The sequence below is a fragment of the Corallococcus macrosporus genome (genome assembly GCF_017302985.1).
GTDB classification, from domain to species: Bacteria; Myxococcota; Myxococcia; order Myxococcales; family Myxococcaceae; genus Corallococcus; species Corallococcus macrosporus_A.
Genome location: NZ_JAFIMU010000007.1, coordinates 98534 through 119114 on the forward strand (window position 1 = coordinate 98534; position 20581 = coordinate 119114).

Annotated in this window: 25 protein-coding genes; 11 read left to right on the forward strand and 14 right to left on the reverse strand. The window is 69.3% G+C overall.

Annotated elements, in window-relative coordinates; all coding sequences use genetic code 11:
* Positions 1-732: an SDR family NAD(P)-dependent oxidoreductase gene (locus JYK02_RS12680; protein WP_207051189.1), complete on the forward strand. Its 732-nt coding sequence runs from the start codon at positions 1-3 to the stop codon at positions 730-732.
* A gap of 18 nt (positions 733-750) precedes the next feature.
* Here the strand turns inward: JYK02_RS12680 and JYK02_RS12685 are convergent, their stop codons facing one another.
* Entirely contained in the window at positions 751-1302 is a 552-nt protein-coding gene (locus tag JYK02_RS12685; RefSeq protein ID WP_207051190.1) for a TetR family transcriptional regulator, read from the reverse strand.
* A gap of 107 nt (positions 1303-1409) precedes the next feature.
* Between JYK02_RS12685 and JYK02_RS12690 the strand changes: the two genes are divergently transcribed.
* A complete protein-coding gene (locus JYK02_RS12690; RefSeq protein WP_207051191.1) occupies positions 1410-2327 on the forward strand; it encodes an NmrA family NAD(P)-binding protein in 918 nt (305 codons plus the stop codon).
* Positions 2328-2334: 7 nt separating this feature from the next.
* On the opposite strand, the gene JYK02_RS12695 is transcribed toward JYK02_RS12690, so the two are convergent.
* Positions 2335-3141, reverse strand: a complete 807-nt coding sequence (locus JYK02_RS12695) for a helix-turn-helix transcriptional regulator (protein WP_207051192.1) — start codon at positions 3139-3141, stop codon at positions 2335-2337.
* Between the two features lie 89 nt (positions 3142-3230).
* On the opposite strand from JYK02_RS12695, the gene JYK02_RS12700 reads away from it, so the two are divergent.
* Positions 3231-3884, forward strand: coding sequence for a glutathione S-transferase family protein (locus JYK02_RS12700; protein ID WP_207051193.1), 654 nt, complete (start codon positions 3231-3233; stop codon positions 3882-3884).
* Here the strand turns inward: JYK02_RS12700 and JYK02_RS12705 are convergent, their stop codons facing one another.
* The 4 genes from JYK02_RS12705 to JYK02_RS12720 are packed head-to-tail and all read right to left on the reverse strand — an operon-like array spanning position 3885 to position 5433.
* Entirely contained in the window at positions 3885-4292 is a 408-nt protein-coding gene (locus JYK02_RS12705) for a DUF1801 domain-containing protein (protein ID WP_207051194.1), read from the reverse strand.
* A gap of 15 nt (positions 4293-4307) precedes the next feature.
* Positions 4308-4694, reverse strand: coding sequence for a DoxX family protein (locus JYK02_RS12710; protein ID WP_207051195.1), 387 nt, complete (start codon positions 4692-4694; stop codon positions 4308-4310).
* Complete coding sequence (locus tag JYK02_RS12715) at positions 4691-5113, reverse strand: SRPBCC family protein (RefSeq protein ID WP_207051196.1); 423 nt, start codon at positions 5111-5113, stop codon at positions 4691-4693. Before JYK02_RS12715 ends, JYK02_RS12710 begins: the two co-directional genes overlap by 4 nt.
* On the reverse strand, positions 5110-5433 hold the full coding sequence (locus tag JYK02_RS12720; RefSeq protein WP_207051197.1) for an ArsR/SmtB family transcription factor: 324 nt from the start codon (positions 5431-5433) through the stop codon (positions 5110-5112). Before JYK02_RS12720 ends, JYK02_RS12715 begins: the two co-directional genes overlap by 4 nt.
* Before the next feature lie 157 nt (positions 5434-5590).
* Here JYK02_RS12720 and JYK02_RS12725 point away from each other — a divergent pair, with 157 nt between their 5' ends.
* Entirely contained in the window at positions 5591-5809 is a 219-nt protein-coding gene (locus JYK02_RS12725; protein WP_207051198.1) for a hypothetical protein, read from the forward strand.
* A 60-nt stretch (positions 5810-5869) separates the two neighbouring features.
* On the opposite strand, the gene JYK02_RS12730 is transcribed toward JYK02_RS12725, so the two are convergent.
* Both JYK02_RS12730 and JYK02_RS12735 read right to left on the reverse strand, forming a co-directional pair.
* Complete coding sequence (locus JYK02_RS12730; protein ID WP_207051199.1) at positions 5870-7036, reverse strand: hypothetical protein; 1167 nt, start codon at positions 7034-7036, stop codon at positions 5870-5872.
* 267 nt (positions 7037-7303) lie between these two features.
* On the reverse strand, positions 7304-8287 hold the full coding sequence (locus JYK02_RS12735; protein ID WP_207055361.1) for a hypothetical protein: 984 nt from the start codon (positions 8285-8287) through the stop codon (positions 7304-7306).
* Positions 8288-8455: 168 nt separating this feature from the next.
* Here JYK02_RS12735 and JYK02_RS12740 point away from each other — a divergent pair, with 168 nt between their 5' ends.
* Positions 8456-9364: a hypothetical protein gene (locus tag JYK02_RS12740; protein WP_207051200.1), complete on the forward strand. Its 909-nt coding sequence runs from the start codon at positions 8456-8458 to the stop codon at positions 9362-9364.
* Here the strand turns inward: JYK02_RS12740 and JYK02_RS12745 are convergent.
* Complete coding sequence (locus tag JYK02_RS12745) at positions 9327-11174, reverse strand: M48 family metallopeptidase (protein ID WP_207051201.1); 1848 nt, start codon at positions 11172-11174, stop codon at positions 9327-9329. The genes JYK02_RS12740 and JYK02_RS12745 overlap by 38 nt on opposite strands.
* 127 nt (positions 11175-11301) lie before the next feature.
* Between JYK02_RS12745 and JYK02_RS12750 the strand changes: the two genes are divergently transcribed.
* Positions 11302-12756 (forward strand): SH3 domain-containing protein, encoded by a 1455-nt coding sequence (locus JYK02_RS12750; protein ID WP_207051202.1) that lies wholly within the window; start codon positions 11302-11304, stop codon positions 12754-12756.
* 1 nt (position 12757) lies between these two features.
* Here the strand turns inward: JYK02_RS12750 and JYK02_RS12755 are convergent, their stop codons facing one another.
* Positions 12758-13126, reverse strand: a complete 369-nt coding sequence (locus JYK02_RS12755) for a winged helix-turn-helix transcriptional regulator (protein ID WP_207051203.1) — start codon at positions 13124-13126, stop codon at positions 12758-12760.
* A 97-nt stretch (positions 13127-13223) separates the two neighbouring features.
* On the opposite strand from JYK02_RS12755, the gene JYK02_RS12760 reads away from it, so the two are divergent.
* Complete coding sequence (locus tag JYK02_RS12760; protein WP_207051204.1) at positions 13224-14039, forward strand: alpha/beta fold hydrolase; 816 nt, start codon at positions 13224-13226, stop codon at positions 14037-14039.
* A 119-nt stretch (positions 14040-14158) separates the two neighbouring features.
* Positions 14159-14782, forward strand: coding sequence for a methyltransferase domain-containing protein (locus JYK02_RS12765; RefSeq protein ID WP_242588925.1), 624 nt, complete (start codon positions 14159-14161; stop codon positions 14780-14782).
* Positions 14783-14786: 4 nt separating this feature from the next.
* Here JYK02_RS12765 and JYK02_RS12770 read toward each other — a convergent pair whose 3' ends face one another.
* From JYK02_RS12770 to JYK02_RS12785, 4 genes are read right to left on the reverse strand one after another with little or no spacing between them, the layout of a single operon-like run.
* Positions 14787-15188, reverse strand: a complete 402-nt coding sequence (locus tag JYK02_RS12770) for a DUF1801 domain-containing protein (RefSeq protein ID WP_207051206.1) — start codon at positions 15186-15188, stop codon at positions 14787-14789.
* Complete coding sequence (locus JYK02_RS12775; RefSeq protein ID WP_207051207.1) at positions 15181-15585, reverse strand: DoxX family protein; 405 nt, start codon at positions 15583-15585, stop codon at positions 15181-15183. The genes JYK02_RS12770 and JYK02_RS12775 overlap by 8 nt, the downstream gene beginning before the upstream one ends.
* Positions 15586-15587: 2 nt before the next feature.
* Complete coding sequence (locus tag JYK02_RS12780; protein ID WP_207051208.1) at positions 15588-16151, reverse strand: SRPBCC family protein; 564 nt, start codon at positions 16149-16151, stop codon at positions 15588-15590.
* Entirely contained in the window at positions 16148-16489 is a 342-nt protein-coding gene (locus JYK02_RS12785; RefSeq protein ID WP_207051209.1) for an ArsR/SmtB family transcription factor, read from the reverse strand. The genes JYK02_RS12780 and JYK02_RS12785 overlap by 4 nt, the downstream gene beginning before the upstream one ends.
* Positions 16490-16543: 54 nt before the next feature.
* On the opposite strand from JYK02_RS12785, the gene JYK02_RS12790 reads away from it, so the two are divergent.
* The 3 genes from JYK02_RS12790 to JYK02_RS12800 all read left to right on the forward strand — a co-directional run bounded on the left by JYK02_RS12790 (position 16544) and on the right by JYK02_RS12800 (position 20580).
* Positions 16544-18847 carry an ATP-binding cassette domain-containing protein gene (locus JYK02_RS12790; protein ID WP_207051210.1) on the forward strand — a complete coding sequence of 768 codons (2304 nt, stop codon included), beginning with the start codon at positions 16544-16546 and terminating at the stop codon, positions 18845-18847.
* Positions 18848-19041: 194 nt separating this feature from the next.
* A complete protein-coding gene (locus JYK02_RS12795; protein ID WP_242588723.1) occupies positions 19042-19554 on the forward strand; it encodes a hypothetical protein in 513 nt (170 codons plus the stop codon).
* Positions 19555-19563: 9 nt separating this feature from the next.
* Positions 19564-20580 carry a hypothetical protein gene (locus tag JYK02_RS12800; protein ID WP_207051212.1) on the forward strand — a complete coding sequence of 339 codons (1017 nt, stop codon included), beginning with the start codon at positions 19564-19566 and terminating at the stop codon, positions 20578-20580.
* The last annotated feature ends 1 nt before the right edge of the window (position 20581 follow it).

Below are 20581 nucleotides of genomic sequence, written 5' to 3' on the forward strand. Positions count from 1 at the left end.
ATGGCACGCATCTTTATCACCGGGTCCGCGGACGGCTTGGGCAAAGCCGCCGCCCGGACCCTTCTCTCCGACGGTCATGAGGTGATCATCCACGTGCGCGGCGAGCAGCGGCTCGCGGGCGTACAGGACCTGGTGGCGCAAGGCGCGACCGCGCTGGTCGCGGACATCGCGGCGCTGGACCAGACCCGAGACCTCGCCCGGCAGGTCAACACGCTGGGGCGCATGGACGCCGTCATCCACAACGCAGGCGTGTACTCCAGCCCGTCGGTCCTGTCCGTGAACGTCGTGGCGCCCTACGTGCTCACCGCGCTCATCCAGCGGCCCCAGCGCCTCATCTACCTGAGCAGCGGGATGCACCGGGGCGGCAAGCCGGACCTCGATGACATGGATTGGACCGGAGGTCGCGCCACGGGGAGCTACTCGGACAGCAAGCTCTTCGTCACCACGCTGGCCGCGGCCATCGCCCGGCGCTGGCCGGAGGTCTTCAGCAACTCGGTCGATCCGGGCTGGGTTCCCACGAAGATGGGCGGGCCCAACGCGCCGGATGACCTGCGGCTCGGTCACCTCACGCAGGAGTGGCTGGCGACCAGCGACGCCACGGAGGCCTGCACCACCGGTGGCTACTGGCACCACCAGCGGCGGGTCGAACCGCATGCCGCGGTCCACGACCTGGAGTTCCAGGCCCAGCTGCTCAGTGAGCTGGCCCGGGCCACCGGCATTTCGATTCCCTGACGGGAAGCGCTTCCGGCTTCACGGCCGAATGCCGGTGAGCGCCAGGCGCAGCAAGCGGCGCGCGGTGAGCGGGTCGTTCTCGTTGGCCACGGCAATTGCGTTCGCCAGCTTCATCAGGTCCCCCGGTGTCACGTCGGCGTGGAGTGCGCCCGCCGCGGAGGCGCGGTCCACCAGGACGGACATCGCGCCGGTGAGCCGGTCGGTGGCGCAGAGGTCTTCCGCCGCCCGGCCATCCAGCCCGGCCAGCAGCGCGGCGGCAAGCCCGCGGTGGGTCGCGGTGTAGACCGTCAGCTCCTCGAGCCAGGCCGCCAGCTCGACGGCGGGAGCCTTGCCCGGTTGCGCGGCGGCCCGAGCACAGAGCTGTGCGACGCCATCTTGGAAGACCGCCTCCAGCAGCGCCTGCCGCGACGGGAAGTGCCGGTGCAGGGTCGCTGACCCCACCCCCGCCTGCCGCGCAATCTCCTCCAGGGATACCTGCGCGCCATCCCTCGCGATCAGCTCCGCGGCGACCTCGACAATCCGCTCCCGGTTGCGTTGTCCGTCCGCTCGCAACCGCTTCACCCGCTCCACGGCGGCTTCCTCCTCACGCGCCCCTTCGATTTGACAAACGGGGGGCCCCTCCGTATCTAACCACGGAAATAAACGGTGGGGTCCCCCACTTACGAGAGGAGCGCTCGATGGGCAGCAAGGATGTCGTTCTCGTCACGGCCGCCACGGGGCGCCAGGGCGGCGCCACCGCCCGGGCACTGCTGGCAGGGGGCCGCACCGCGGTGCGCGTGCTGGTGCGCGATCCGGCGGCGGCGAATGCCAGGGCGCTCGCGGCGGCTGGCGCGGAGGTCGTCGTCGGCAATCTCAACAACCCGGCGTCGTTGCGCGCCGCCTGCGCCGGGGCTCGGGCGGTCTTCTCGATGCAGTCCCCCATCGTCTCCGCGACCGGCATCGACTTCAGCCAGGAGCTCCAGCAAGGCAGGAACCTCGTCGGGGCCGCGCTTGCCGAGGGCGTCGAGACGTTCGTGCACACCGCGACGTCCGGCGTCGGGGACCACCGCAACGTCGAGGGCTGGGCGGAGGGACGCTGGAAGTTTCAAGAGACGTACTGGGAGAACAAGCTCGCCACCTGCGACCTCGTCCGCACCGCGGGCTTCAAGCACTGGACGCTCATCCTGCCCTCCACCTTCATGGATCAACCCATGTTCGATCCGGCCGGGTTCGCTGACGGACGCCGGCTGCTCACGGTGATCAGGACCGACAAGCCCCTCGCGCTGGTCGCGCCCGAGGACGTCGGGCAAGCGGCCGCGGCGGCCCTCCTCGATCCCGCGAGGTTCCACGGCGTGACCCTCCAGCTCGCGAGCGACCTGCTCACGCTTCCTGAAATTGCCGAGACCCTGTCGCGCATCGATGGCAAGGAGTACGTCGTCCAGTCCTGCACCATCGAGGAGGCCGTCGCGGCGGGCCTGCATCCCGGCGTGGCGCAGGGCCTGACCTACATGAACGTCGCCCCGCTGCTGGCACGGCCTGAGTTCGCGCGCTCCTACGGCCTGGTCCCCACCAGCTTCGAGACCTGGGCGCGGCGACGTCACGAGCTGGCTGCTTAGGGAGGCTTCAGCGTCCGCCGTGGTCGTTGAGCAACTGTTCGACCCCACGCGCGGAAGCGTCGTCGGCGGGTGAGAGGACCACCATGCTCAGGCCGTCGCTGTCATCGACGGAGAACGTCGATGCGTCGAACAGGAGCTCGCCGACCTCCGGCCGGAAGAACCGCCGGGACTTCACGCCGTGCGTGGACAGCTCGTTCTCGGCCCACAGCCGGCGGAACTCCTCACTTGTCTGCATCAGCTCATCGACGAGCGCGGCCGCTTCCTCGGAGGCTCCCGCCCGCTCGATGTCGACGCGAAACGCGGCGAGGGCCGTGCGGCGCATGTCCTCGCCATGCGGCAGGAACGTGGCGGCTTCGGGATGGAAGACCCGGCGGAGCATGTTCCGGTCGCGCTCGGCAAGCGCGGCGTAGTCGCCGATCACCGCCACCGCGGCGCGATTCCACGCGACAATCTGGAACGTCGGCGTCTTCACGAACGCGGGCACGCGCAGGCTGTCGAGCACGCGCTGGAGTGTCGGCGTGACCTCGGACGGCGGTGTGTAGCGGCGAGGCGGCGGACGCGCGTGGGCGAGCAGGAACAGCATCTCCCGGTTCGTGTCATCCAGCTCGAGTGCGCGAGCGAGGCGTTCGAGCACGTCGTCGGACGGCACCCCACCCCGCCCCTGTTCGAGCCACGTGTACCAGGTGACGCTCACCCCGGCGCGCGCCGCGACCTCCTCGCGCCGCAGCCCGGGCGTGCGTCGCCGCCCGGTGGACTCGGGGTGAAGCCGCTCGCGGCGACTGCGGAGGAATTCAGGGAGGGTGGTAGTCGCCATACCGGTATCCGGGCACGTCTTTTCCAGCGGACGCGCGAAGCCTACGGTCCACCCATGCGCACGACAATGCTTCGGGCCAGGGTGTCCCCATGCTGACGCTTCATCATCTCGGACGGTCGCAATCCGAGCGGATCGTCTGGCTCTGCGAGGAGCTCGGGCTCGACTACGAGCTGAAGCGGTATCCGCGCCGGGCCGACAACCGGCTGGCCCCACCGGAATACAAGGCGCTCCACCCGATGGGCACGGCGCCGGTCCTCACCGACGGCGGCCTCGTCCTCGGCGAGTCCGGAGCCATCTGCGAGTACCTGCTCCAGACCCACGGCGACGGCCGGCTCGTCGTGAAGCGGGGCGAGCCCGGCTTCGCCGACTATCTGTACTGGTTCCATTTCGCCAACGGGACGCTGCAACCGCTCGTCCTGCAGGTGAGGTACCTGGAGCGCGCCGACCCTTCGGAGAAGAACGTGCTGCTGCAGGCAGCCAGGGACCGGTTCAACCTGGCCTTCTCCACCCTGGAGAGGCGGCTGGGGGAGGCGCCCTACCTGGCCGGCGAGGCGCTGACGGCGGCGGACATCATGACCGTGTTCACGCTGACCACGATGCGGCTGTTCAAGCCGTATGACCTGTCGCCCTGGCCCCACATCCTGGCCTACCTGCAACGCATTGGCGCGCGGCCCGCGTACCGGCGGGCCATGCAAAAGGCGGATCCTGATCTGACGCCCGTGCTGGGCGCCCTTCCGGAATAGCTACTGGACCAGGCCCGGGAGCGCGGCGGCCTGGCGGATCCACGAGGCCAGTTGCTCCTCGTCGAGCTTCCCCTCGTGGATGTCGTAGTAGCGGACGTCCTTCACCTTGGACTCGCCAGGGGGGAGCGGCTTGAGCGACGTGCCCCGGAAGAAGGTCACCTTGACGTACTTGTTGAAGCAGTGGAACGCGGCGAAGTAGCCCTCCTCGCCGACGCCGAAGAACGGCGTGTTCCACTTCACCGCCTTGCGCACGCCCGGGACGGTGCGGACGATGAGCGCGTCGATGCGACGGCCGACGTCGCGCTTCCACCCGGGCATGGCTTCGATGAAGGCCTGCACCGGCGCGTCCCCCTCGCCTTTCGGAATCTGGGGGTTGCCACCGGACAGGAGCTTTGGCTTCGTGGGCATGGTCCCTCCCTTGCGTCACGCGGTGACCGGCACCACCGGATGGAGGACGTAGCGGCCGTACGCCACGAAGGCGACCAGCCCCCCCATCACGAGCGCCCAGAGCATCGGGTTCTCGGGCGTCAGCTTCGTCGAATGACGGGCGTACAGCGCGGCGAGCGCGAACGTCTCGAACGCGAGCACCGCGGCCGCGTGCGCGGTGAGGCCGGGCATCCACTTCAATGCCGCCGGGATGATGAGCAGCACGCCCCCGGCCATCTCCAGCAAGCCGAGTGCTCGCCATCCCGCGTGCGGGACCTCGCTGAACTGGCCCGCGAGTTGCTGGAACGAGAAGGCCTTGTACGCCCCGCCCGAGAGGAACAGCAGCGCGAGGACGACCTGAAGACTCCAGAAGAGGATGTTCATGGATGGGGGTTCCTGAGGGTCTTGGAGAGCTTTCCGTGCATCATCTTCCAGCCGTACCCGGCGCCGTGGAACGCGGAGTCCTCCTTGAAGCCGGAGTGCTCGAAGAGCACGCGCGTCCCGTCGCCGTCGGCTTCCAGCCGGTAGCTGACGCGCGTGTCCAGCCAGCCCTCGCCCACGACCCACGTGAACTCGAGCTCGGACGGAGGCGCGCACTTGAGGACCTCGCAGTGCACGACGAGCCCCTGCATGTTGGCCCGGGGGTCCGGAGGCACGCGGAACGTGAAGCGGTGCCCGACGCGCGGCTCGAAGTCGTTCGGGTACATCCAGTCCGCGAGCGCCTCGCGGGTCGTGAGCGCGCGCCACACCACGGCGGGCGACTGGGTGAACTTCAGCTCCCGCCGGATGGCCTTCGTCGTCATCGCTCGTCGCCCTTCTCGAGGTGCCGCCGCAGGCGGGTGAAGTTGTCGTCCCAGAACCGCTCGTAGTGAGCGAGCCAGTCGCGCACCGGCTCCAGCCGCTCCGGCACCAGGCGATACCGCCGCTCCCGGCCGTGCCGCTGCTCGGTGACCAGGCCCGCGTCGAGCAGCACCCGCAGGTGCTGCGACACCGCCGGGCGGCTCATCTCGAAGTTCTCGGCGATCGCATTCACCGGACGGTCGCCTTCGACCAGCAGGTCCAGCATGCGGCGCCGCGCCGGATGGCTGATTGCCCCGAATACCCCTGGCTCCGTGTGCATCATCGCCCGCGCATGATGAGTAAGAACTCTCTTACCTGTCAAGCCATTGGATTGCAGACGCACTGGGAGTAACGTTCCCAATGCCTCTCAACCCAAGGAGCATCAGATGCTGCGGAAGCTCGTTTCCGGAGTCGCCCTGAGTTTTGCCTTCGTGGTGGGAATGGCTGTCCCCTCTTCCTCGCAGCTCGCCCCGGGTGAGGTCGTGGCGAACGAGGAAGCCGTGCTCGTCTCGACCGCTCCCAGCAGCGCGGTGCCGGACGAGACCACGGGAGAACCCTCGAACCTGCTGGGCTGCTGCACCGGTGATGGCGAGTTCTGCATCAACACGGCGGCATGTCAGGCCCGGGGTGCCGGCATCTGCGGCGCGCCCTGTAACTAGACGTCGCTTCTGCATGCCGGCCCGGGAGGAGGGGCCGGCATGCGGCTTCTCAGCGGCGCATCACGACCGGTGGAAGGCCTTGGCGAAGAACTTCTCGACGTGGGACTTCTCGGGCTCGATGGCGAGCGTGGGGGCCGGCACGCCCATGGCGCCGCCGAGGGCGGGACGCAGGCCGGAGGCGATGCCCGGCTTGAGGTGGTGACGCAGGTCGACCGCCACGTCGGTCTTCACGTGGGTGCCCACGCCCAGGGCGGTGCTCACGTCCGCGGACTGCTTGAGGAAGCCGTTCTCCAGGCCGAACTTCCCGCCCGCCTGGGCGGAGGCACCCGCCACCGCGCCCGCCGTGACCGAGCCGTGCACCCGGCCCACGTGCCCGCCCGCCGTGGCGTACGCGCCCGCGGTGGCTGACGCGCCCACCTGCCCGGAGACCATCGCCGTGGCCGTCTTCGGATCCACGGTGGCCACGCCCTCCGCGAAGGCGTTGGCGGAGGCCTTCGCCTCACCCTTCACGTAGCCGCCCACGTGCCGGTTGAAGTCGTGGCTGGCGCTCGCCGTGACGCCCACGCCCGTCTCCGCCTTGGCCGTCAGCGCGGCGGTGTACGCGTGCGAGCCCGTGTCGGCCGACACGCCGGCCTGCGCCTGCGCCTTGAAGCTGTTCGCCTCGCCGGTGAGCTGCGCGCTCGACACGCCGAAGCGGCCCGCGTGCGTCTTCTGCAGCTCGTAGGAGGCGTGGGGCCCCTGCACCTCGGCCTGGGCCGAGTAGTGGTGCACGCCACCGCCGCTGTGGGTCGTGGTGGAGGCCTGCATCGAGCCCATGCCGCCGCTCAGCCGGCCACCGCCGAAGGTGTCCTTCTGGAAGGGGGTGCCCGGCTTGTCGACGAACATCGTCTGCTTCGCGGCCGGGGGCGCCGTGAGCTTGTTGTCACCGCCGCTCAGCGACACATCCGAGCCCTGGCCCGTCGTCTTCTCCCAGGGGGTGTAGGAGGGCGCGCCCTCGGGCCCGCCCGCGTGCTTCACCGGCCGGGGCTCCGTGGCGGCCGGCGTGGTCGCGGTGGGCTTCGTGGCCGTCGTGGTGGGCTTCGTGGCCGTCACGGCGGGCGTCGTCGCCACGGGCTTCGTGGGCGTCGTGGGGAGCGTCGACGCGCGCGCGGGAGGCTTGGGCTGGGACACCGTGGAGGTCGGGAGCGTGGCGGAGCGGGAGAGGGACGAACCGATGCGACGGGCCATGGGAGCAACCTCAGGGGCGGCGAAGGGGGACTGAACAGCGATGCCCTCCCCTACTGCATCCGACATGCCGCCCCTCCAGCGCACCGTGTGGCCAGGCCCCGCCCGTGGTTTCAAGCAGTTGGCGGAAGGGGCGTCGCGGGAGCTGGTGACTGCGATCACCAGTGCCGGCGACAGCAGCCATCACCCGCCGCCGCGCCCCAAACGGCGACGGCCTGCCCCTCCGCATAAGAGGGGCAGGCCGTCCTTGAAGCGACGTCTCCTGGTGGCTCAGAACAGGCTGGCGATGTCCTTCACCGGCTGGGGAGCGGCCTCGGTGTTCGACAGCGCGCCCATGTAGGCGCCGAAGAGCATGGAGGCCGGGTTGGCGCGGCCCTTCGTGATGGAGCCGACGACGCCCTCCGCGACGCCCTTCAGGGTGTTGAGGGTGCCGGTCGCGGCGCCCTCGATGACGCCCTTGAAGCCGCCCTCCGAGTTGCCGATGCCCGTCAGCACGTTGCTGACTCCCGGCAGGAACCACAGGGCCTTGCCCGCCTCGCCCGCGGCCCACTGGAAGTTGTCCTTGTTGCTCCCGTCCGCCTTGACGTGGGTGTCCTTCGTCGTCGGCAGCTGGTGCTCGCCCAGGAAGGAGTAGCCCTTCTCGGCGAAGTCCTTGAGCATGCCGGCCTCGGTGCCGTGGCGCGCGTCGCCGTCCTTGGTGATGCCCTCGATGTTGCCGTCGCCCTTGCCGTCCTGGACCTTGTTCGAGCGGTCCCCGCCCGTGGAGGCCTTGGCGCTGTCGATGAACTCCAGCACCTTCGTGAGGCGGTAGACGGCGTCGGCGTTCTGCTTCGGGTCCTTCAGGTCGAGCTTGGGGTCGATGCCCGTCTGCTTGCACAGCTCATCGAACTTGATGTCCTTCTGGCGGCCCAGCTTCTTGAGCACGGGCGAGTCGTCGACGATCTGCGCCGCCGTCCGGTTGTCGCCCGCGGGCCGCTTGTCATTGGCGCTCGGGACGCCCGAACCGGAGGGCGGCTGGGGAGCGGCGGCCACCGGAGGGGTCGGGCACCGGTTGATGACCGCCGCGGGCTCGAAGGAATCCAGCGGGCTGAAGCCCCGCGCGCTCATGTCCCGGACGGGACCCGCCGACAGCTGCTGCTTCGGGGTGACGGGGGTGGACGAAACAGCGCTGGGACGCAGGGAAGACGAGAAGGCCGTGGGGTTGGCGAGGCGCATGGGGGTCACCGGGTTCGGGACGTCGTTGCGCTGGCTCATTGCAGCGCGGATGCCAGCCAGGTGGACCGCACAACCCATGAACTTCACAGGGACAGGGGTCGCGCATCAGGGCTCCAGCCGATGACCGCAGTCACCAGGCGGATGGCGCCAGTCATCAGGACGCCCGCGCTTGCTCCTGCTCGGCGTTTGCCCGGAAGCTGTCTGGGAATGATCGACCCACGCTTTCCCGCCAGACTTCTGGAAGACCTGTCCCGAGGGGGCTCCATCGCCGGGCCCCGGACGCGCCTCAACCTGGACCGGTACGGCGATGAGAGCGATGACCTGCCCGGGCTGGTCCCCTTCGCCAGGGATGGGGGCGGCGGCGCCTGGTACCTCGACGTCGAGGACCGGCTCCAGCGGGGCGCGGGGGCCGTCTTCTACCTCCACATGAGCGAGACGTATGGCGATACGCGCTTCATCGCCTCCACCTACGACGCGCTCCTGCAACGCGTCTCGGAGGGCCTGCATCCGCACGACATGCCCTCCTTCGACCAGCTCGCGTCGGAGCACGCTCCCAAGAACACGCGGGTGCCCGGCATCGAAGGCCTGGTGGACGTCGAGCGCATCCACGCGTCCACCGGCAGGCCCGCGACCGTCACGCCGCATGATGACGCGCGCTGCGAAGGGGGCTTCGTGGCGCGGGCGGGCACCCCGGTCTACCTCTCCGAACACGGCCGGATCTACCTCGTCACCCTGGCCGGACCCGCGCTCGTGGAAGGCGTCGCGTGCGCCGGAGGCACGGAGCTCTTCCGTCATCCGGAGACGGGGCGCCCGCTGCGCTTCACCCCGTCCGAGCCCATGGTGGTCGAAGGCCTTCCCCTGGCCCCCTTCCACGAAGTCACGATCCCGGACCCCGTCTACTTCGCCGAGGTGAGCGGCGTGCTCGCCCGGGACCACGACGTGAAGGGGCTCCCGCTGGCGGGCGGGACGCACCTGAGCCTTTCCTCGCGGATCTTCAACGGCACGCTGCGTGCCGACGCCGTGGTCGCGGGGAGCGCGCTCCCCGCCGGCACCTCGTTCGAGCTCTCGAACGGGGTCCTCAGGCCGCCTTTGATTCGGGGCGGTGCGCCTTCATGAACCGGTGCCGTCCCAGGTAGTTCTGGAAGGCATTGAGCACCGCATCGGGGTCCTTGAGCTTGCTCAGGCAGATGGAGCGCCGGCTGGTGGAGCGGCTTCCGTCAATGACATCCAGGTCCAGGTACTTCTTGAACAGGCGCTCGGCGGTGGAGGGGGTCACGACCTGGTCGAACAGGACGGGCTGCTCCCACTCCGTGCAGCTCACCTGCGCGTAGTCCATCCGCACCTCGTAGCCGGCCTCCTTGCCCTCGAAGACGAGCGGCGGGAAGTGCTTCTCCACCAGCTGCCGCTCCTCGTCCGTGGCCGGTTCGTAGCGGCAGGCCAGCGCCAGCTCATGAGCCCGGGCGAAGCGCTCCTCGTAGACGCCCCACAGCCGCGCCTCGATGGCCTCCGCGTCCACGATGCCGTCCACCCACGAGGACGTCACGGGCTCCAGGAGCACCTGCGTCATGTCCGCGGGCTTGAGGTGGACGCCCACGTTCTCCATGCGCGCGGCCAGCGGCGGGTGGGAGTCGAAGGGATGGGGCGTCACGGCGCCCTTCAGGTCGTCGTGCACCGCCTCGGACCGGGCGTACTCGGAGAAGCCGTGCGCGACCCGCTGCGCGATGGCCACCGAGTGGTGCCGCGCATCCTCCGCGAAGAGCTTCTCCTCCACGCGCGCACGGAAGCTGGCGTACGCGCCCACCTTCACCAGGGAGCGGGAGATGTCCTGCCCCGACGTCACGCCCGCGGCCAGCCGGTCCGCCGCGAGCTCACTGGCGCGCCGGCTGCGGCCCAGCGACAGCTCGAACAACGCGCGATAGGCCCGCATGAAATAGAAGATGGGCATCGTCATGCCCCCTTCGTGCAGCGTCTGCAGGTAGTGGTTGAACCGGGACAGCGTGGGCGACAGCCGCTTGCTGTGCCCCGTGTCGCCGCCCAGCAGGTGCCCCATCTCGTGCGCCAGCACCGCCTCCGCCTCGGAGCGCTCCAGCGTGCGCAAGAGGGAAAGGCTCACGAAGAGCGTGCGGCCCGTCAGCGTGCGCCCGCCCACGCGCACTTCATGCTCGGTGACGAAGAAGTTGGTGTCGATGCCCGCGAGGATGTGGTCGGGCGGGGTCGTCTTCAGCCGCGCGCACAACTGGCGCACGCAGGCCCACAGCTCCGGGGCGCGCTCCTCGGGGAGCTCCTCCGCCTCCACCTCGAAGTCCGAGGACGGGCGGGTGAAGATGGCCATGACCACCACGAACACGGCGAGTCCCGCGATGCCGGCCATGATGAGGATGAGCTTCGGGTAGTAGCGGTTCGTCCACAGCGCGGTCATCCAATAGGAGAGCCACACCAGCAGGGTGCCCTGCCCCAGCACCTGGAGCGCGCTGGAGATGCGCAGCACGTGCCAGCCGACCACGAAGCCGCCGTACTGGAAGGGGCGTGAGATGAACGCCGCCAGGCCGCACAGGAGCGCGATCGCCGTGGAGACAAGGCCGATGGCCAGCAGGATCCACGAGCCCAGCAGGGCCCACTGGAACTGCTTCAGGTCCGAGCACGCGTCGCCCAGGTTCTCGCGGTAGCGCGTCAGCTCCACGTCGTCGCTCGCGCAGGCCGCCGACGCGGGGACCGCGCTGTAGAAGGCGAACGCCTCCTGACGGTCCGCGGCGCTCAGCGACGTGTCCTGGTCCAACTGCTTCTTGACGGCTTCGAGCACATCCGCGTCGTAGCTGTCGGCGGCATGGCCGGAGAACCAGAGCCCGACCAGCGGCAGGGCGAAGAGCAGCAGCGCGGGCAACACGAGGCTGCGGACGAAACCAGGGGATTTCTGTGAGGAGGACATGGGATGTGGCGGACCAGCATAGCGCACGGCGCGGGACACAGCCGCCACGGGTCTCCCGGAGAGGGACGTCACATGCCCGTGAAATCGCGGACGCCGGGAGTTCGTTCTTCCGGTAGGAGCGTTCCGCATGGACCGTCTGGCCTCCCCCTCCTCGACTTCGACCCGCCGGGTGGGCACTCCCACGTGGCGCAGGCGGGCCATCTCGCTCGCCATGATGGGGGCCACGGCCTGCCTTGGCGCCTGCGCCGCGCCGTCCGCGCTCGCCGTGTCTCCGTCCGGGGTGCCGGCGTTCAGCGAAGACATGCTGTCGCCCGAGTATTGGATCCGCCGCGCGCCGTCTCCGGATGCGGTGCTGCTCGATGCCGACCAGGTGGCGGCGAAGCGCCTGCGCGCCTCGGGTCCGGAGGGAGGGCTGGTGGACCTGAAGCGCATCCCGGCCACGCTGACGCGGGCCCAGGTCGCTGGCTGGGTCCGGGATGCCGGGCGGACCCCCATCCAGGCGGCCATCGACGAACAGGGGCGGCCGGTGACGGAGGCGGTGCTGGACGGGCTCCGCCAGAACGCCGCGGAGGAGCACCTCCCGGAATCCTCCCCCGCTCGCTACGGCCTCAGCGTGCGGCGCACACCCCTGCGGGCGCTGCCGTCGGACCGACAGTTCTTCGCTTCGGAGGACCTGCGCGACTACGAAAGCCTGCAGGCCGGCGTCCTGTTCCCGGGCGAGCCGGTCGTCATCGCGCACGAGAGCGCGGATCAGCAGTGGCTGTTCGTCCTGACGACCCAGGCCCCCGCGTGGGTTCGGCGGGGCGATATCGCGGAGGGCACGGCGGACGCGGTGTTCTCGTACGTGGCGAAGGCGCCCGGACGCGTCGTCACGGGGGACCAGGTCCGCACGGTCTTCACGCCGGAAGCACCGGAGGTGTCCGAGCTGGAGCTCGACATGGGGATCGCGCTGCCTCGGGCCGATGTCGCGCCCGGTGAGCCCGTCAACGGAGCCAGCAGCTACGCGTCGTGGCCGGTGCTGTTGCCGGTGCGCGGGCAGGAGGGCGCGCTGGCCTTCAAGAGTGCGCTGCTGCGCCGGACCGCCGACACCGCGCCGGGCTATCTGCCGCTGACGCGCGCCAACATCCTCCGTCAGGCGTTCAAGTTCCTCGGCGAGCGCTATGGCTGGGGGCACCAGTTCAATGCGCGCGACTGCAGCGGCCTGAGCAGTGAGGTGTACCGCGCCATGGGGCTGTTCCTGCCGCCCAACTCCGGGATGCAGGGCCGCAGCGCGGCGCTGAACCATCGCCTCTTCACGGCGCAGGACTCACACGCCGAGCGGCTGCGCGCACTGGCGCGGGCGGACGTGGGCGACCTCGTCGTCGTCCCCGGCCATGTGTTGATGATCATTGGCCACGTGAACGGCGAGCCCTACGTCATCCAGGACGTTCCCTACGCCGTGTTCAAGGACCCGGCCACGCAGCAGCTCCGCAAGACGAAGCTGAACCAGGTGTCCGTCACGCCCCTGCTGCCGCTGTATGCCGACGACACGACCCTGTACGTGGACGCGATGACCAGCCTCGTGCACGTCACGCGGCCATAGGCTAACGGGTCGAATCGAAGCGCTCGCGCGCCTTCTTGACGACGCCGATGTTGTCGATGGACCAGTTCCGGAGTGCGTCGACGACGCCATAGAGCGAGCGGCCGAGTGGCGTCACCTCGTACTCCACGGTGACGGGGACCGTCGCGAAGACGCGGCGCTCGACGAGTCCGTTCCGCTCCAGCCGGCGCAGCGTCTGTCCGAGCATCTTCTGGGTGATGCCTTCGACCTTGCGCTTCAGCGCGTTGAAGCGCACCGGTCCGTCAGACAGGGCCAGCAGGAGCAACACCGACCACTTGTCAGCGAGCTGGTCGAGCAGCTCGCGCGTCGGGCACGTGGCGACGAAGGGGCCTTCCGGTCTGCGTGCGGCCATCGTGGTTTCCTCCAGGTGCGCTGGTCCCATCCAGGTACCCTGGACTCCTCCTGGTATCCTCTTGATACCAGATATCCCGAAGCACATGGTTGGCCCCATGAACGACTTCCAGCATGACGCCGTCGAGGCCAACGGAATCGGGATCCACGTCGCGTCGGCGGGCAGGGGTCCGCCGCTCGTCTTCCTCCACGGGTTTCCGCACACCTGGTTCGTCTGGAGGAACGTGATGCGCGCGCTCGCCAGCGAGCATCAGGTCATCGCACCGGACCTCCGGGGCCTGGGCGCGACGACGCGCGCGACGTCGGGCTATGACCTCGACACGCTCGTCGCGGACGTGCTCGCCGTGCTCGCCGCGCGCACGAAGGAGCCCGCGGTCGTCATCGGCCTCGACCTCGGCGCGCCGATCGCGTTCCTCACCGCCGCGCGCCATCCCGAGCGGGTGAAGAAGCTCGTCGTGATGGAGGCGATCCTCGGCGGGCTCGCAGGCGCCGAGTCCTTCCGTCCGCCGTGGTGGTTCGCGTTCCACGCGATCCCCGACATGCCGGAGGCGGTCATCTCGGGCCACGAGGAGGCGTACTTCGACCACTTCTTCGCCATCGGCACGAAGCGCGGCCTCTCCGCCGAGGCACGCGCCGCGTTCCTCGATGCCTACCGAGGCCACGACGCGCTCCGCTGCGCCTTCGCGCACTACCGGGCGTTCCCCGAGAACGCCCGGCTCCTCGCGAAGGTCGAGCGCCTGACCGTCCCGACGCTCGCGGTCGCCGGAGGAGTCGTCGGCGACGCCCTCGCGCGGCAGATCGCACCGCTGTGTGACCACCTCGTGACCGCGCGCCTCCCCGACGCCGCGCACATCCTCCCCGAGGACCAACCCGAGGCGCTCGCCGAGCTCCTGCGTGATTTCGCCCGGTCATGAGCCGCCGGCTGTATCCTGCGGGCCTCCGGCAGGAGCGAAAGCGTGCATGACCAATCCAACGTGTCGCGCGGCAATGGGTCGATGACGACGGACTCCGCTCCAGCCTTCTCCTGTCCGTGATGACGCGCGCCGACATCCAGTCCGGTGCGTTGAGGGGCGACGCGTTCCGCGAACTCCTGCTCTCGGTGCCACTGGTCGAGCGGGACGGCTGGGTCGACGCGCTGCTCGGGTTTGATGCGCCACCGCCCGACAGCGCGGACCTTCCACGCGGTGCGGTGCCCTATCTGCCGTGCGGCGTGGACGAGATTCTCGCGATGGTGGCCGAGGTGCCGCTCCGGCGCGATGACACGTTCGTCGACCTTGGCTCAGGGATGGGACGCGTGGCGATCCTCGCGCACCTCCTGTCCGGTGCGCGAGCGCAGGGGGTGGAGGTCCAGGAGCCTCTCGTCCACCTCGCAAGGGCGCGCTGCGCGGAACTGGCCCTGCCGCGCGTCTCGTTCGTTCACGCCAACGCCGCCGACACCGACCTCGATGGCTCGGTGTTCTTCCTCTACGCCCCCTTCAACGGCGAGATGCTGTCGGCCGTGCTCCGCCGCATCGAGGAAGTCGCCCGGAGAAGGCCCATCGTCGTCTGTACGGTGGACCTGGAGCTTCACGGCGTGCCCTGGCTGCGGGCACGGACGACCGGGAACGTTTCGCTGACGCTCTACGACTCATGCGTGCGCGGCGTCCCCGTCCGCTGACGCGCTACCGCTTCTTCTTCGCCGGGCCGTTCAGCGCCACCGCGGCCTTCACCAGCGCCTTGAAGGCCCGCGCGTCGACCTTCTCGCCTTCGTGGATGTCGATGGCCCGGCGCGTGTTGCCCTCCAGGCTGGAGTTGAAGAGGCCCGACGGGTCCGGGACGCTGGCCCCCTTGATGAAGGTCAGCTTCACGGCCTTCTTGTAGGACTCACCCGTGCAGACGATGCCGTGGTGCGACCAGACCGGGGTGCCCATCCACTTCCACTCCTCGGTCATCTCCGGGTCGGCCTCCAGGATGAGCGCCCGCATGCGGGCCAGGGTCTCCCCGCGCCAGTCGCCCAGGTCGACGATGCGCTGATCAATCAGCTTGGACGCGGCGGCTCCGGTGGCCTGGTCACTGCTAGCCATGGGCGACCTCCAGCGAAGGGGCGTGCGCCCGGACCTGCAGTTGGCGCCAGAGGACATACGAGAGCCCCCAGAGCCCGCCGGTGCCCACCGCGAAGCCCCACGCCTGCGGGCCATCCCCCACCGCGACGTGGGCAACGAACGCGGCAATCAGGTTGAAGGCGAAGCCCGCGTAGGCCCACTCCTTCAACCGCGCCGGCACCGGCGCCAGCAGCACCGCCACGCCCAGGAACTTGGCCCAGGAGAGCCCCACCCGGAAGTAGCCCGGGAAGCCGAGGTGGGCGAACGACTCCGCCACCTGCGGCAGGGCCAGCTGCGCGTAGGCGGTGAAGCCGATCTGCAGGCAGAACAGCGCGGTGACGACCCAGAAGCCGATGAGGATTCCCTTGTTGCGGTGCATGGTCAGCTCCGGGGAGCGGAAGGAGGGTTGGGAGCTTCGACGCCGAACTGCTTCGCGTACTCGACGTTCAAGCGCTGCCATTCGAACTTCATGGCCTCGGCGCCGACGATGCGCCCCAGGGGCTCTCCGGCGAGCAGCTGATCCAGCACGTCGAAGCAGATGTGCCAGCCCGCGGCGCCCATCGAGATGAAGCCCCGCTGGATGTTGTGCCAGAGCGTGAGCCGGGTGCCGCCGCTGTCCAGCGGCTCCAGCTCCCAGCGCATGTCGTTCCCACCCCAGCCGTACTCGAGCAGCTTCGGCGCCTCCGCGCGCTTCACCTGGCTCTCGGAGACCATTTCCTTCGGCGCGCCCACGGTGGTCAGCTTCACGGCCCCCACGGCGCCCAGGTTCCGGCTGGAATCGAACGGCGCCCACTCGCGCAGGTGCTCCGGAGCCGTGATGGCCTCCCAGACCTTCGTGGGCGGATGGCGCAGGTCCCGGACGAGCACCAGCGTCCACTTCTCCCCTTCCTTCTGGATCCGGGCTCCCGCCGCGGGGCCGGGCGTGTACTTCGCACGGTGGCTCATCGCTTCTTTCCTTTCGTGGGTGTCTCGGGGGTCGCGTCCATCCGGTCCAGATGGCGCTCCAGCGCATCGACGTGGGCCGTCCAGAAGCGCCGGAAGGGCGTCAGCCATTCGTCCACCTCCATCAGCGGCTCGGGCCGCAGCCGGTAGACGCGCCGCTGGGCATCGACGCGCGCCTCCACGAAGCCGGCCTCGCGCAACACCTTCAGGTGCTTGGACACGGAGGACTGGGGCATCCTCAGCTGGCGCTCCAGCTCACCCACGGAGCACTCCGACGCCGCCAGCAGGCTGAGGATGCTCCGTCGGTTCGGCTCCGCGATGATCGCGAACGAAGATTCCATGCGGTTCATATACGCACTGGTTCATATTCCCGTCAAGGCATATACCCCACGCCCATGAACAAGCCCAAGACCGCCGCCCCGCCGCACCCCTCCGACAGCCACGACCTCATCCGCGTCCGGGGGGCCCGGGAGAACAACCTCAAGGACGTGAGCGTGGAGATTCCCAAGCGCCGGCTGACGGTGTTCACCGGCGTCTCGGGGTCCGGCAAGTCGTCGCTGGTGTTCGGCACCATCGCGGCGGAGTCGCAGCGGCTGATCAACGAGACCTACAGCACCTTCGTGCAGGGCTTCATGCCGTCGCTCGGCCGGCCGGAGGTGGACGTGCTGGAGGGGCTGACGACGGCCATCATCGTCGACCAGGAGCGGATGGGCGCCAACTCCCGCTCCACCGTTGGCACGGCGACGGACGCCAACGCGATGCTGCGGGTGCTCTTCAGCCGGCTGGGCAAGCCGCACATCGGCTCATCCAACGCCTTCTCGTTCAACCTCGCGGGCACCGGCGGCATGTGCCCGCGGTGCGAGGGCATGGGCTCGGTGAACGACATCGACCTGTCCCAGCTGTACGACGACACGAAGTCGCTCGCCGACGGTGCGCTCACCATCCCGGGTTACACCGTCGATGGCTGGCAGGTGCGCATCTTCACGGCCTCGGGGTTCCTGGACCCCCACAAGCCGATCCGGAAGTACACGAAGCAGGAGCTGCACGACTTCCTCTACCGGGAACCGACCAAGGTGAAGGTGGAGAGCATGAACCTGACCTACGAGGGGCTGGTTCCGCGCATCCAGAAGTCGTTCCTGTCCAAGGACGTCGAGGCGATGCAGCCGCACATCCGCGCGTTCGTGGAGCGCGCGGTGACGTTCAGCCCCTGCCCCGAGTGCGGCGGAACGCGGCTTAACGCGGCCGCGCGGTCCAGCAAGATCAAAGGCATCAACATCGCCGAGGCCTGCGCGATGCAGATCAACGACCTGGCCGCTTGGGTGCGCGGCCTGGACGAGCCGTCCGTCGCGCCGCTGCTGGCGACGCTGCGGCAGACGCTCGACTCGTTCGTGGAGATTGGCCTGGGCTACCTCAGCCTGGACCGGCCGTCGGGGACCCTGTCGGGCGGCGAGGCCCAGCGCACCCAGATGGTCCGCCACCTCGGGTCCGCGCTCACCGACGTGACGTACGTGTTCGACGAGCCGACGGTGGGGCTGCACCCGCACGACATCCAGCGGATGAACGGCCTGCTGCTGCGGCTGCGCGACAAGGGCAACACCGTGCTGGTCGTCGAGCACAAGCCGGAGGCCATCGAGATCGCCGACCACGTCGTCGACCTGGGTCCGGGCGCGGGCACCGCCGGCGGTGAGGTCGTGTTCGAGGGCACCGTCGAAGGGCTGCGCGCCAGCAAGACGCTCACCGGGCGGCACCTGGGCTACCGGGCCCGGCTGAAGCCGTCGGTGCGCAAGCCCTCGGGGACGCTGAAGGTGCGGGGCGCCAGCGCCCACAACCTGCGGAAGGTCGACGTCGACATTCCCATGGGCGTGCTGGTGGTGGTGACCGGCGTGGCCGGGTCGGGGAAGAGCTCGCTCATCCACGGTTCGGTGTCCGGCCGGGACGGCGTGGTGACGGTCGACCAGGGCGCCATCAAGGGCTCGCGGCGCAGCAACCCGGCGACGTACACCGGCCTGCTGGAGCCGGTGCGCAAGGCGTTCGCGAAGGCCAACGGCGTGAAGCCCGCGCTGTTCAGCGCCAACTCGGAGGGCGCGTGCCCGACGTGCAACGGCGCCGGGGTCATCTACACCGACCTGGCGATGATGGCCGGCGTCAGCACGGTCTGCGAGGACTGCGAGGGCAAGCGCTTCCAGGCGGCGGTGCTGGACTACCGGCTGGGCGGGCTCAACATCGCGGAGGTGCTCGACCTGCCCGTCGCGGACGCGGTCACCTTCTTCGGCACCGGCGAGGCGAAGACGCCGGCCGCGCACGCCATCCTGAAGCGCATGACGGACGTGGGCATCGGCTATCTGCGGCTCGGTCAGCCCCTCACCACGCTGTCGGGAGGTGAGCGGCAGCGGCTGAAGCTCGCGACGCACATGGGCGAGGACGGCGGCGTCTACGTGCTGGACGAGCCGACCACCGGCCTGCACCTGGCCGACGTCGAGCAACTGCTCGGGCTGATGGACCGGCTGGTGGACTCCGGCAAGTCGGTCATCGTCATCGAGCACCACCAGGCGGTCATGGCGCACGCGGACTGGATCATCGACCTGGGGCCGGGCGCGGGCCACGACGGCGGGCGGGTCGTGTTCGAGGGCACCCCCGCCAGTCTGGTCGCGAAGCCGTCAACGCTGACCGGCAAGCACCTGGCGGCGTACGTCGGCTAGGGATTGAACGACCGCCCCCTGCTCCGCCCAGTGGGGGGCGCGTGCCGCGTGCCGCCGCCCTGAATGCCGGGACGACGGGACGGCCTGTGCTCTCCCGCTCGAAGGCGCTGTCCCCCTTGCAGGTGCGGATCCCCACCCCGAGCTTGAAGTGCACGAGCAATGGGAGACGGGCAATGGAAATCAAACCCCAGGCCATGGCGATACCCAGGTCGACGGACCATCTGGAGAAGGGGAAGTACGGTCCCATCTTCCCGAAGACCCCCGCCTGTTATGGCTTCACGATTGTCGCCAACGTCAAGCCGGGGCGCGCCGATACGCTGCGCGGCTACGGTCAGAGCCTGGCCGAAGCGCTCAAGGGCGCCCCGGACCTGCTCGCACCGCTCAAGCTCCACTACCTGCGCTGGGTGCTCTTCGATGACGACACCCGGTTCATGTATCAGGGCATCTTCGACACCGACTTCGACAAATACACCGAGGACGCGGTCGTCCTCTTCACGAAGTCCGGCATCAACACCGCCTTCGAAAACCTCGAGGGGTTTCCCATGGACTGGAAGACCAACGCGCCCGCGTTCGTCAAGTTCATCCGGGACCACCAGTGCAACAGCTTCCTCGAATACGGCGAGTATCCCTACTTCACGAGCGATGAGATCAAGAAGGCCCTGAAGCTCAAGGCCTCGTTCACCGAGATGCTCGAGCAGATGCAGTAGGGGCCTGTCATGAGCGAGCCATCCGGGCGCACGTACAACCAGAGCCACACTCCCAGGAAGTACTCGCGGGACCATCGGCGGGTCAGCGTGTACACGTCCTGGAGCTACCCCGGAGAGGCCAATCGCAACACCGCCGAGATGGACAACCGGTTCTCGACGATGGTCGAGGTCCGCCGGGTGCTCTGGCCCGCCTACGAGTCCCCTCAGTGGTCGGACGCGCGGAGGTTCCAGCAGGGGATCGCGGGCTCGCTGGAGCTCTTCTTCTGGGCGTGGGTGAAGTTCCAGCAGGTCATCGAAGAGGTCACCGGGCACAAGGTCCCCATGTTCCAGCGGGTGGACCAGGCGGGCTTCTCCCTGCCGCTCGACGAGCGGGTCCTCGGGGATGCGGACACGCTGCTCATCTTCGGTCTGGACCACGACGTCACCGAGCAGGAGGCCGCCCCGGAGGAGATCGAAGCGGTCCGCGCCTTCCTCGAGCGCGAAGGCACCTGTCTGGTGATTGGCCCCCACCATGACGTCGGGCACTCTCCGGACCTGGACGAGCGTGCCCAGGAATACGCCCACCATGGCGATGCGCTGGTGCCGCGGCAGCAACGCTTCGGCCGCTATGCGCGCTCGTTGATGAAGGGGCTGGGAATCCCCGTGGAGAATCGCTGGGGTCTGCGCCCCGCCGTCGTCGCGGGGACGAACCGGAGCGCCCCGCTGACGGTGATGGCGGACCTGGACACGCGCGGCTGGCTGACCGGGGTCCAGAACTTCAACTTCCACCTGCACCTGCCGCACTACGCGGTCACTTCGGAGGACTCCGGTTCGGCTCGCGTCCTGGCGAAGCAGCCCATCGACCGGACCCGGCCCCACCCGTTCACGAGCGCGGGCAACACCGAGTTCAACGCGCTGGTGTGGATGCCGCCAGGCGATGGCAGGGCCGGCGACGTGCTGGTGGCGGACTCCACCGTCTTCAGCACCCTGTTCGGGGCGGACGAGAGCCTCGTGCGTTTCTGGAAGAACCTCGCCACGGCCCACTGAG

Bases quoted from the DNA above. Each gene is read 5' to 3' on its own strand.
- JYK02_RS12800 (WP_207051212.1), top strand. From the start codon at position 19,564: ATGAGCGAGCCATCCGGGCGCACGTACAACCAGAGCCACACTCCCAGG.
- JYK02_RS12790 (WP_207051210.1), top strand. From the start codon at position 16,544: ATGAACAAGCCCAAGACCGCCGCCCCGCCGCACCCCTCCGACAGCCAC.
- JYK02_RS12760 (WP_207051204.1), top strand. From the start codon at position 13,224: ATGAACGACTTCCAGCATGACGCCGTCGAGGCCAACGGAATCGGGATC.
- JYK02_RS12730 (WP_207051199.1), bottom strand. From the start codon at position 7,036: ATGGCCCGTCGCATCGGTTCGTCCCTCTCCCGCTCCGCCACGCTCCCG.
- JYK02_RS12705 (WP_207051194.1), bottom strand. From the start codon at position 4,292: ATGCCCACGAAGCCAAAGCTCCTGTCCGGTGGCAACCCCCAGATTCCG.
- JYK02_RS12715 (WP_207051196.1), bottom strand. From the start codon at position 5,113: ATGACGACGAAGGCCATCCGGCGGGAGCTGAAGTTCACCCAGTCGCCC.
- JYK02_RS12680 (WP_207051189.1), top strand. From the start codon at position 1: ATGGCACGCATCTTTATCACCGGGTCCGCGGACGGCTTGGGCAAAGCC.
- JYK02_RS12700 (WP_207051193.1), top strand. From the start codon at position 3,231: ATGCTGACGCTTCATCATCTCGGACGGTCGCAATCCGAGCGGATCGTC.
- JYK02_RS12690 (WP_207051191.1), top strand. From the start codon at position 1,410: ATGGGCAGCAAGGATGTCGTTCTCGTCACGGCCGCCACGGGGCGCCAG.
- JYK02_RS12795 (WP_242588723.1), top strand. From the start codon at position 19,042: ATGGCGATACCCAGGTCGACGGACCATCTGGAGAAGGGGAAGTACGGT.
- JYK02_RS12725 (WP_207051198.1), top strand. From the start codon at position 5,591: ATGGCTGTCCCCTCTTCCTCGCAGCTCGCCCCGGGTGAGGTCGTGGCG.
- JYK02_RS12710 (WP_207051195.1), bottom strand. From the start codon at position 4,694: ATGAACATCCTCTTCTGGAGTCTTCAGGTCGTCCTCGCGCTGCTGTTC.
- JYK02_RS12755 (WP_207051203.1), bottom strand. From the start codon at position 13,126: ATGGCCGCACGCAGACCGGAAGGCCCCTTCGTCGCCACGTGCCCGACG.
- JYK02_RS12695 (WP_207051192.1), bottom strand. From the start codon at position 3,141: ATGGCGACTACCACCCTCCCTGAATTCCTCCGCAGTCGCCGCGAGCGG.
- JYK02_RS12745 (WP_207051201.1), bottom strand. From the start codon at position 11,174: ATGTCCTCCTCACAGAAATCCCCTGGTTTCGTCCGCAGCCTCGTGTTG.
- JYK02_RS12740 (WP_207051200.1), top strand. From the start codon at position 8,456: ATGATCGACCCACGCTTTCCCGCCAGACTTCTGGAAGACCTGTCCCGA.
- JYK02_RS12750 (WP_207051202.1), top strand. From the start codon at position 11,302: ATGGACCGTCTGGCCTCCCCCTCCTCGACTTCGACCCGCCGGGTGGGC.
- JYK02_RS12770 (WP_207051206.1), bottom strand. From the start codon at position 15,188: ATGGCTAGCAGTGACCAGGCCACCGGAGCCGCCGCGTCCAAGCTGATT.
- JYK02_RS12735 (WP_207055361.1), bottom strand. From the start codon at position 8,287: ATGAGCCAGCGCAACGACGTCCCGAACCCGGTGACCCCCATGCGCCTC.
- JYK02_RS12780 (WP_207051208.1), bottom strand. From the start codon at position 16,151: ATGAGCCACCGTGCGAAGTACACGCCCGGCCCCGCGGCGGGAGCCCGG.
- JYK02_RS12765 (WP_242588925.1), top strand. From the start codon at position 14,159: ATGACGCGCGCCGACATCCAGTCCGGTGCGTTGAGGGGCGACGCGTTC.
- JYK02_RS12785 (WP_207051209.1), bottom strand. From the start codon at position 16,489: ATGGAATCTTCGTTCGCGATCATCGCGGAGCCGAACCGACGGAGCATC.
- JYK02_RS12720 (WP_207051197.1), bottom strand. From the start codon at position 5,433: ATGATGCACACGGAGCCAGGGGTATTCGGGGCAATCAGCCATCCGGCG.
- JYK02_RS12775 (WP_207051207.1), bottom strand. From the start codon at position 15,585: ATGCACCGCAACAAGGGAATCCTCATCGGCTTCTGGGTCGTCACCGCG.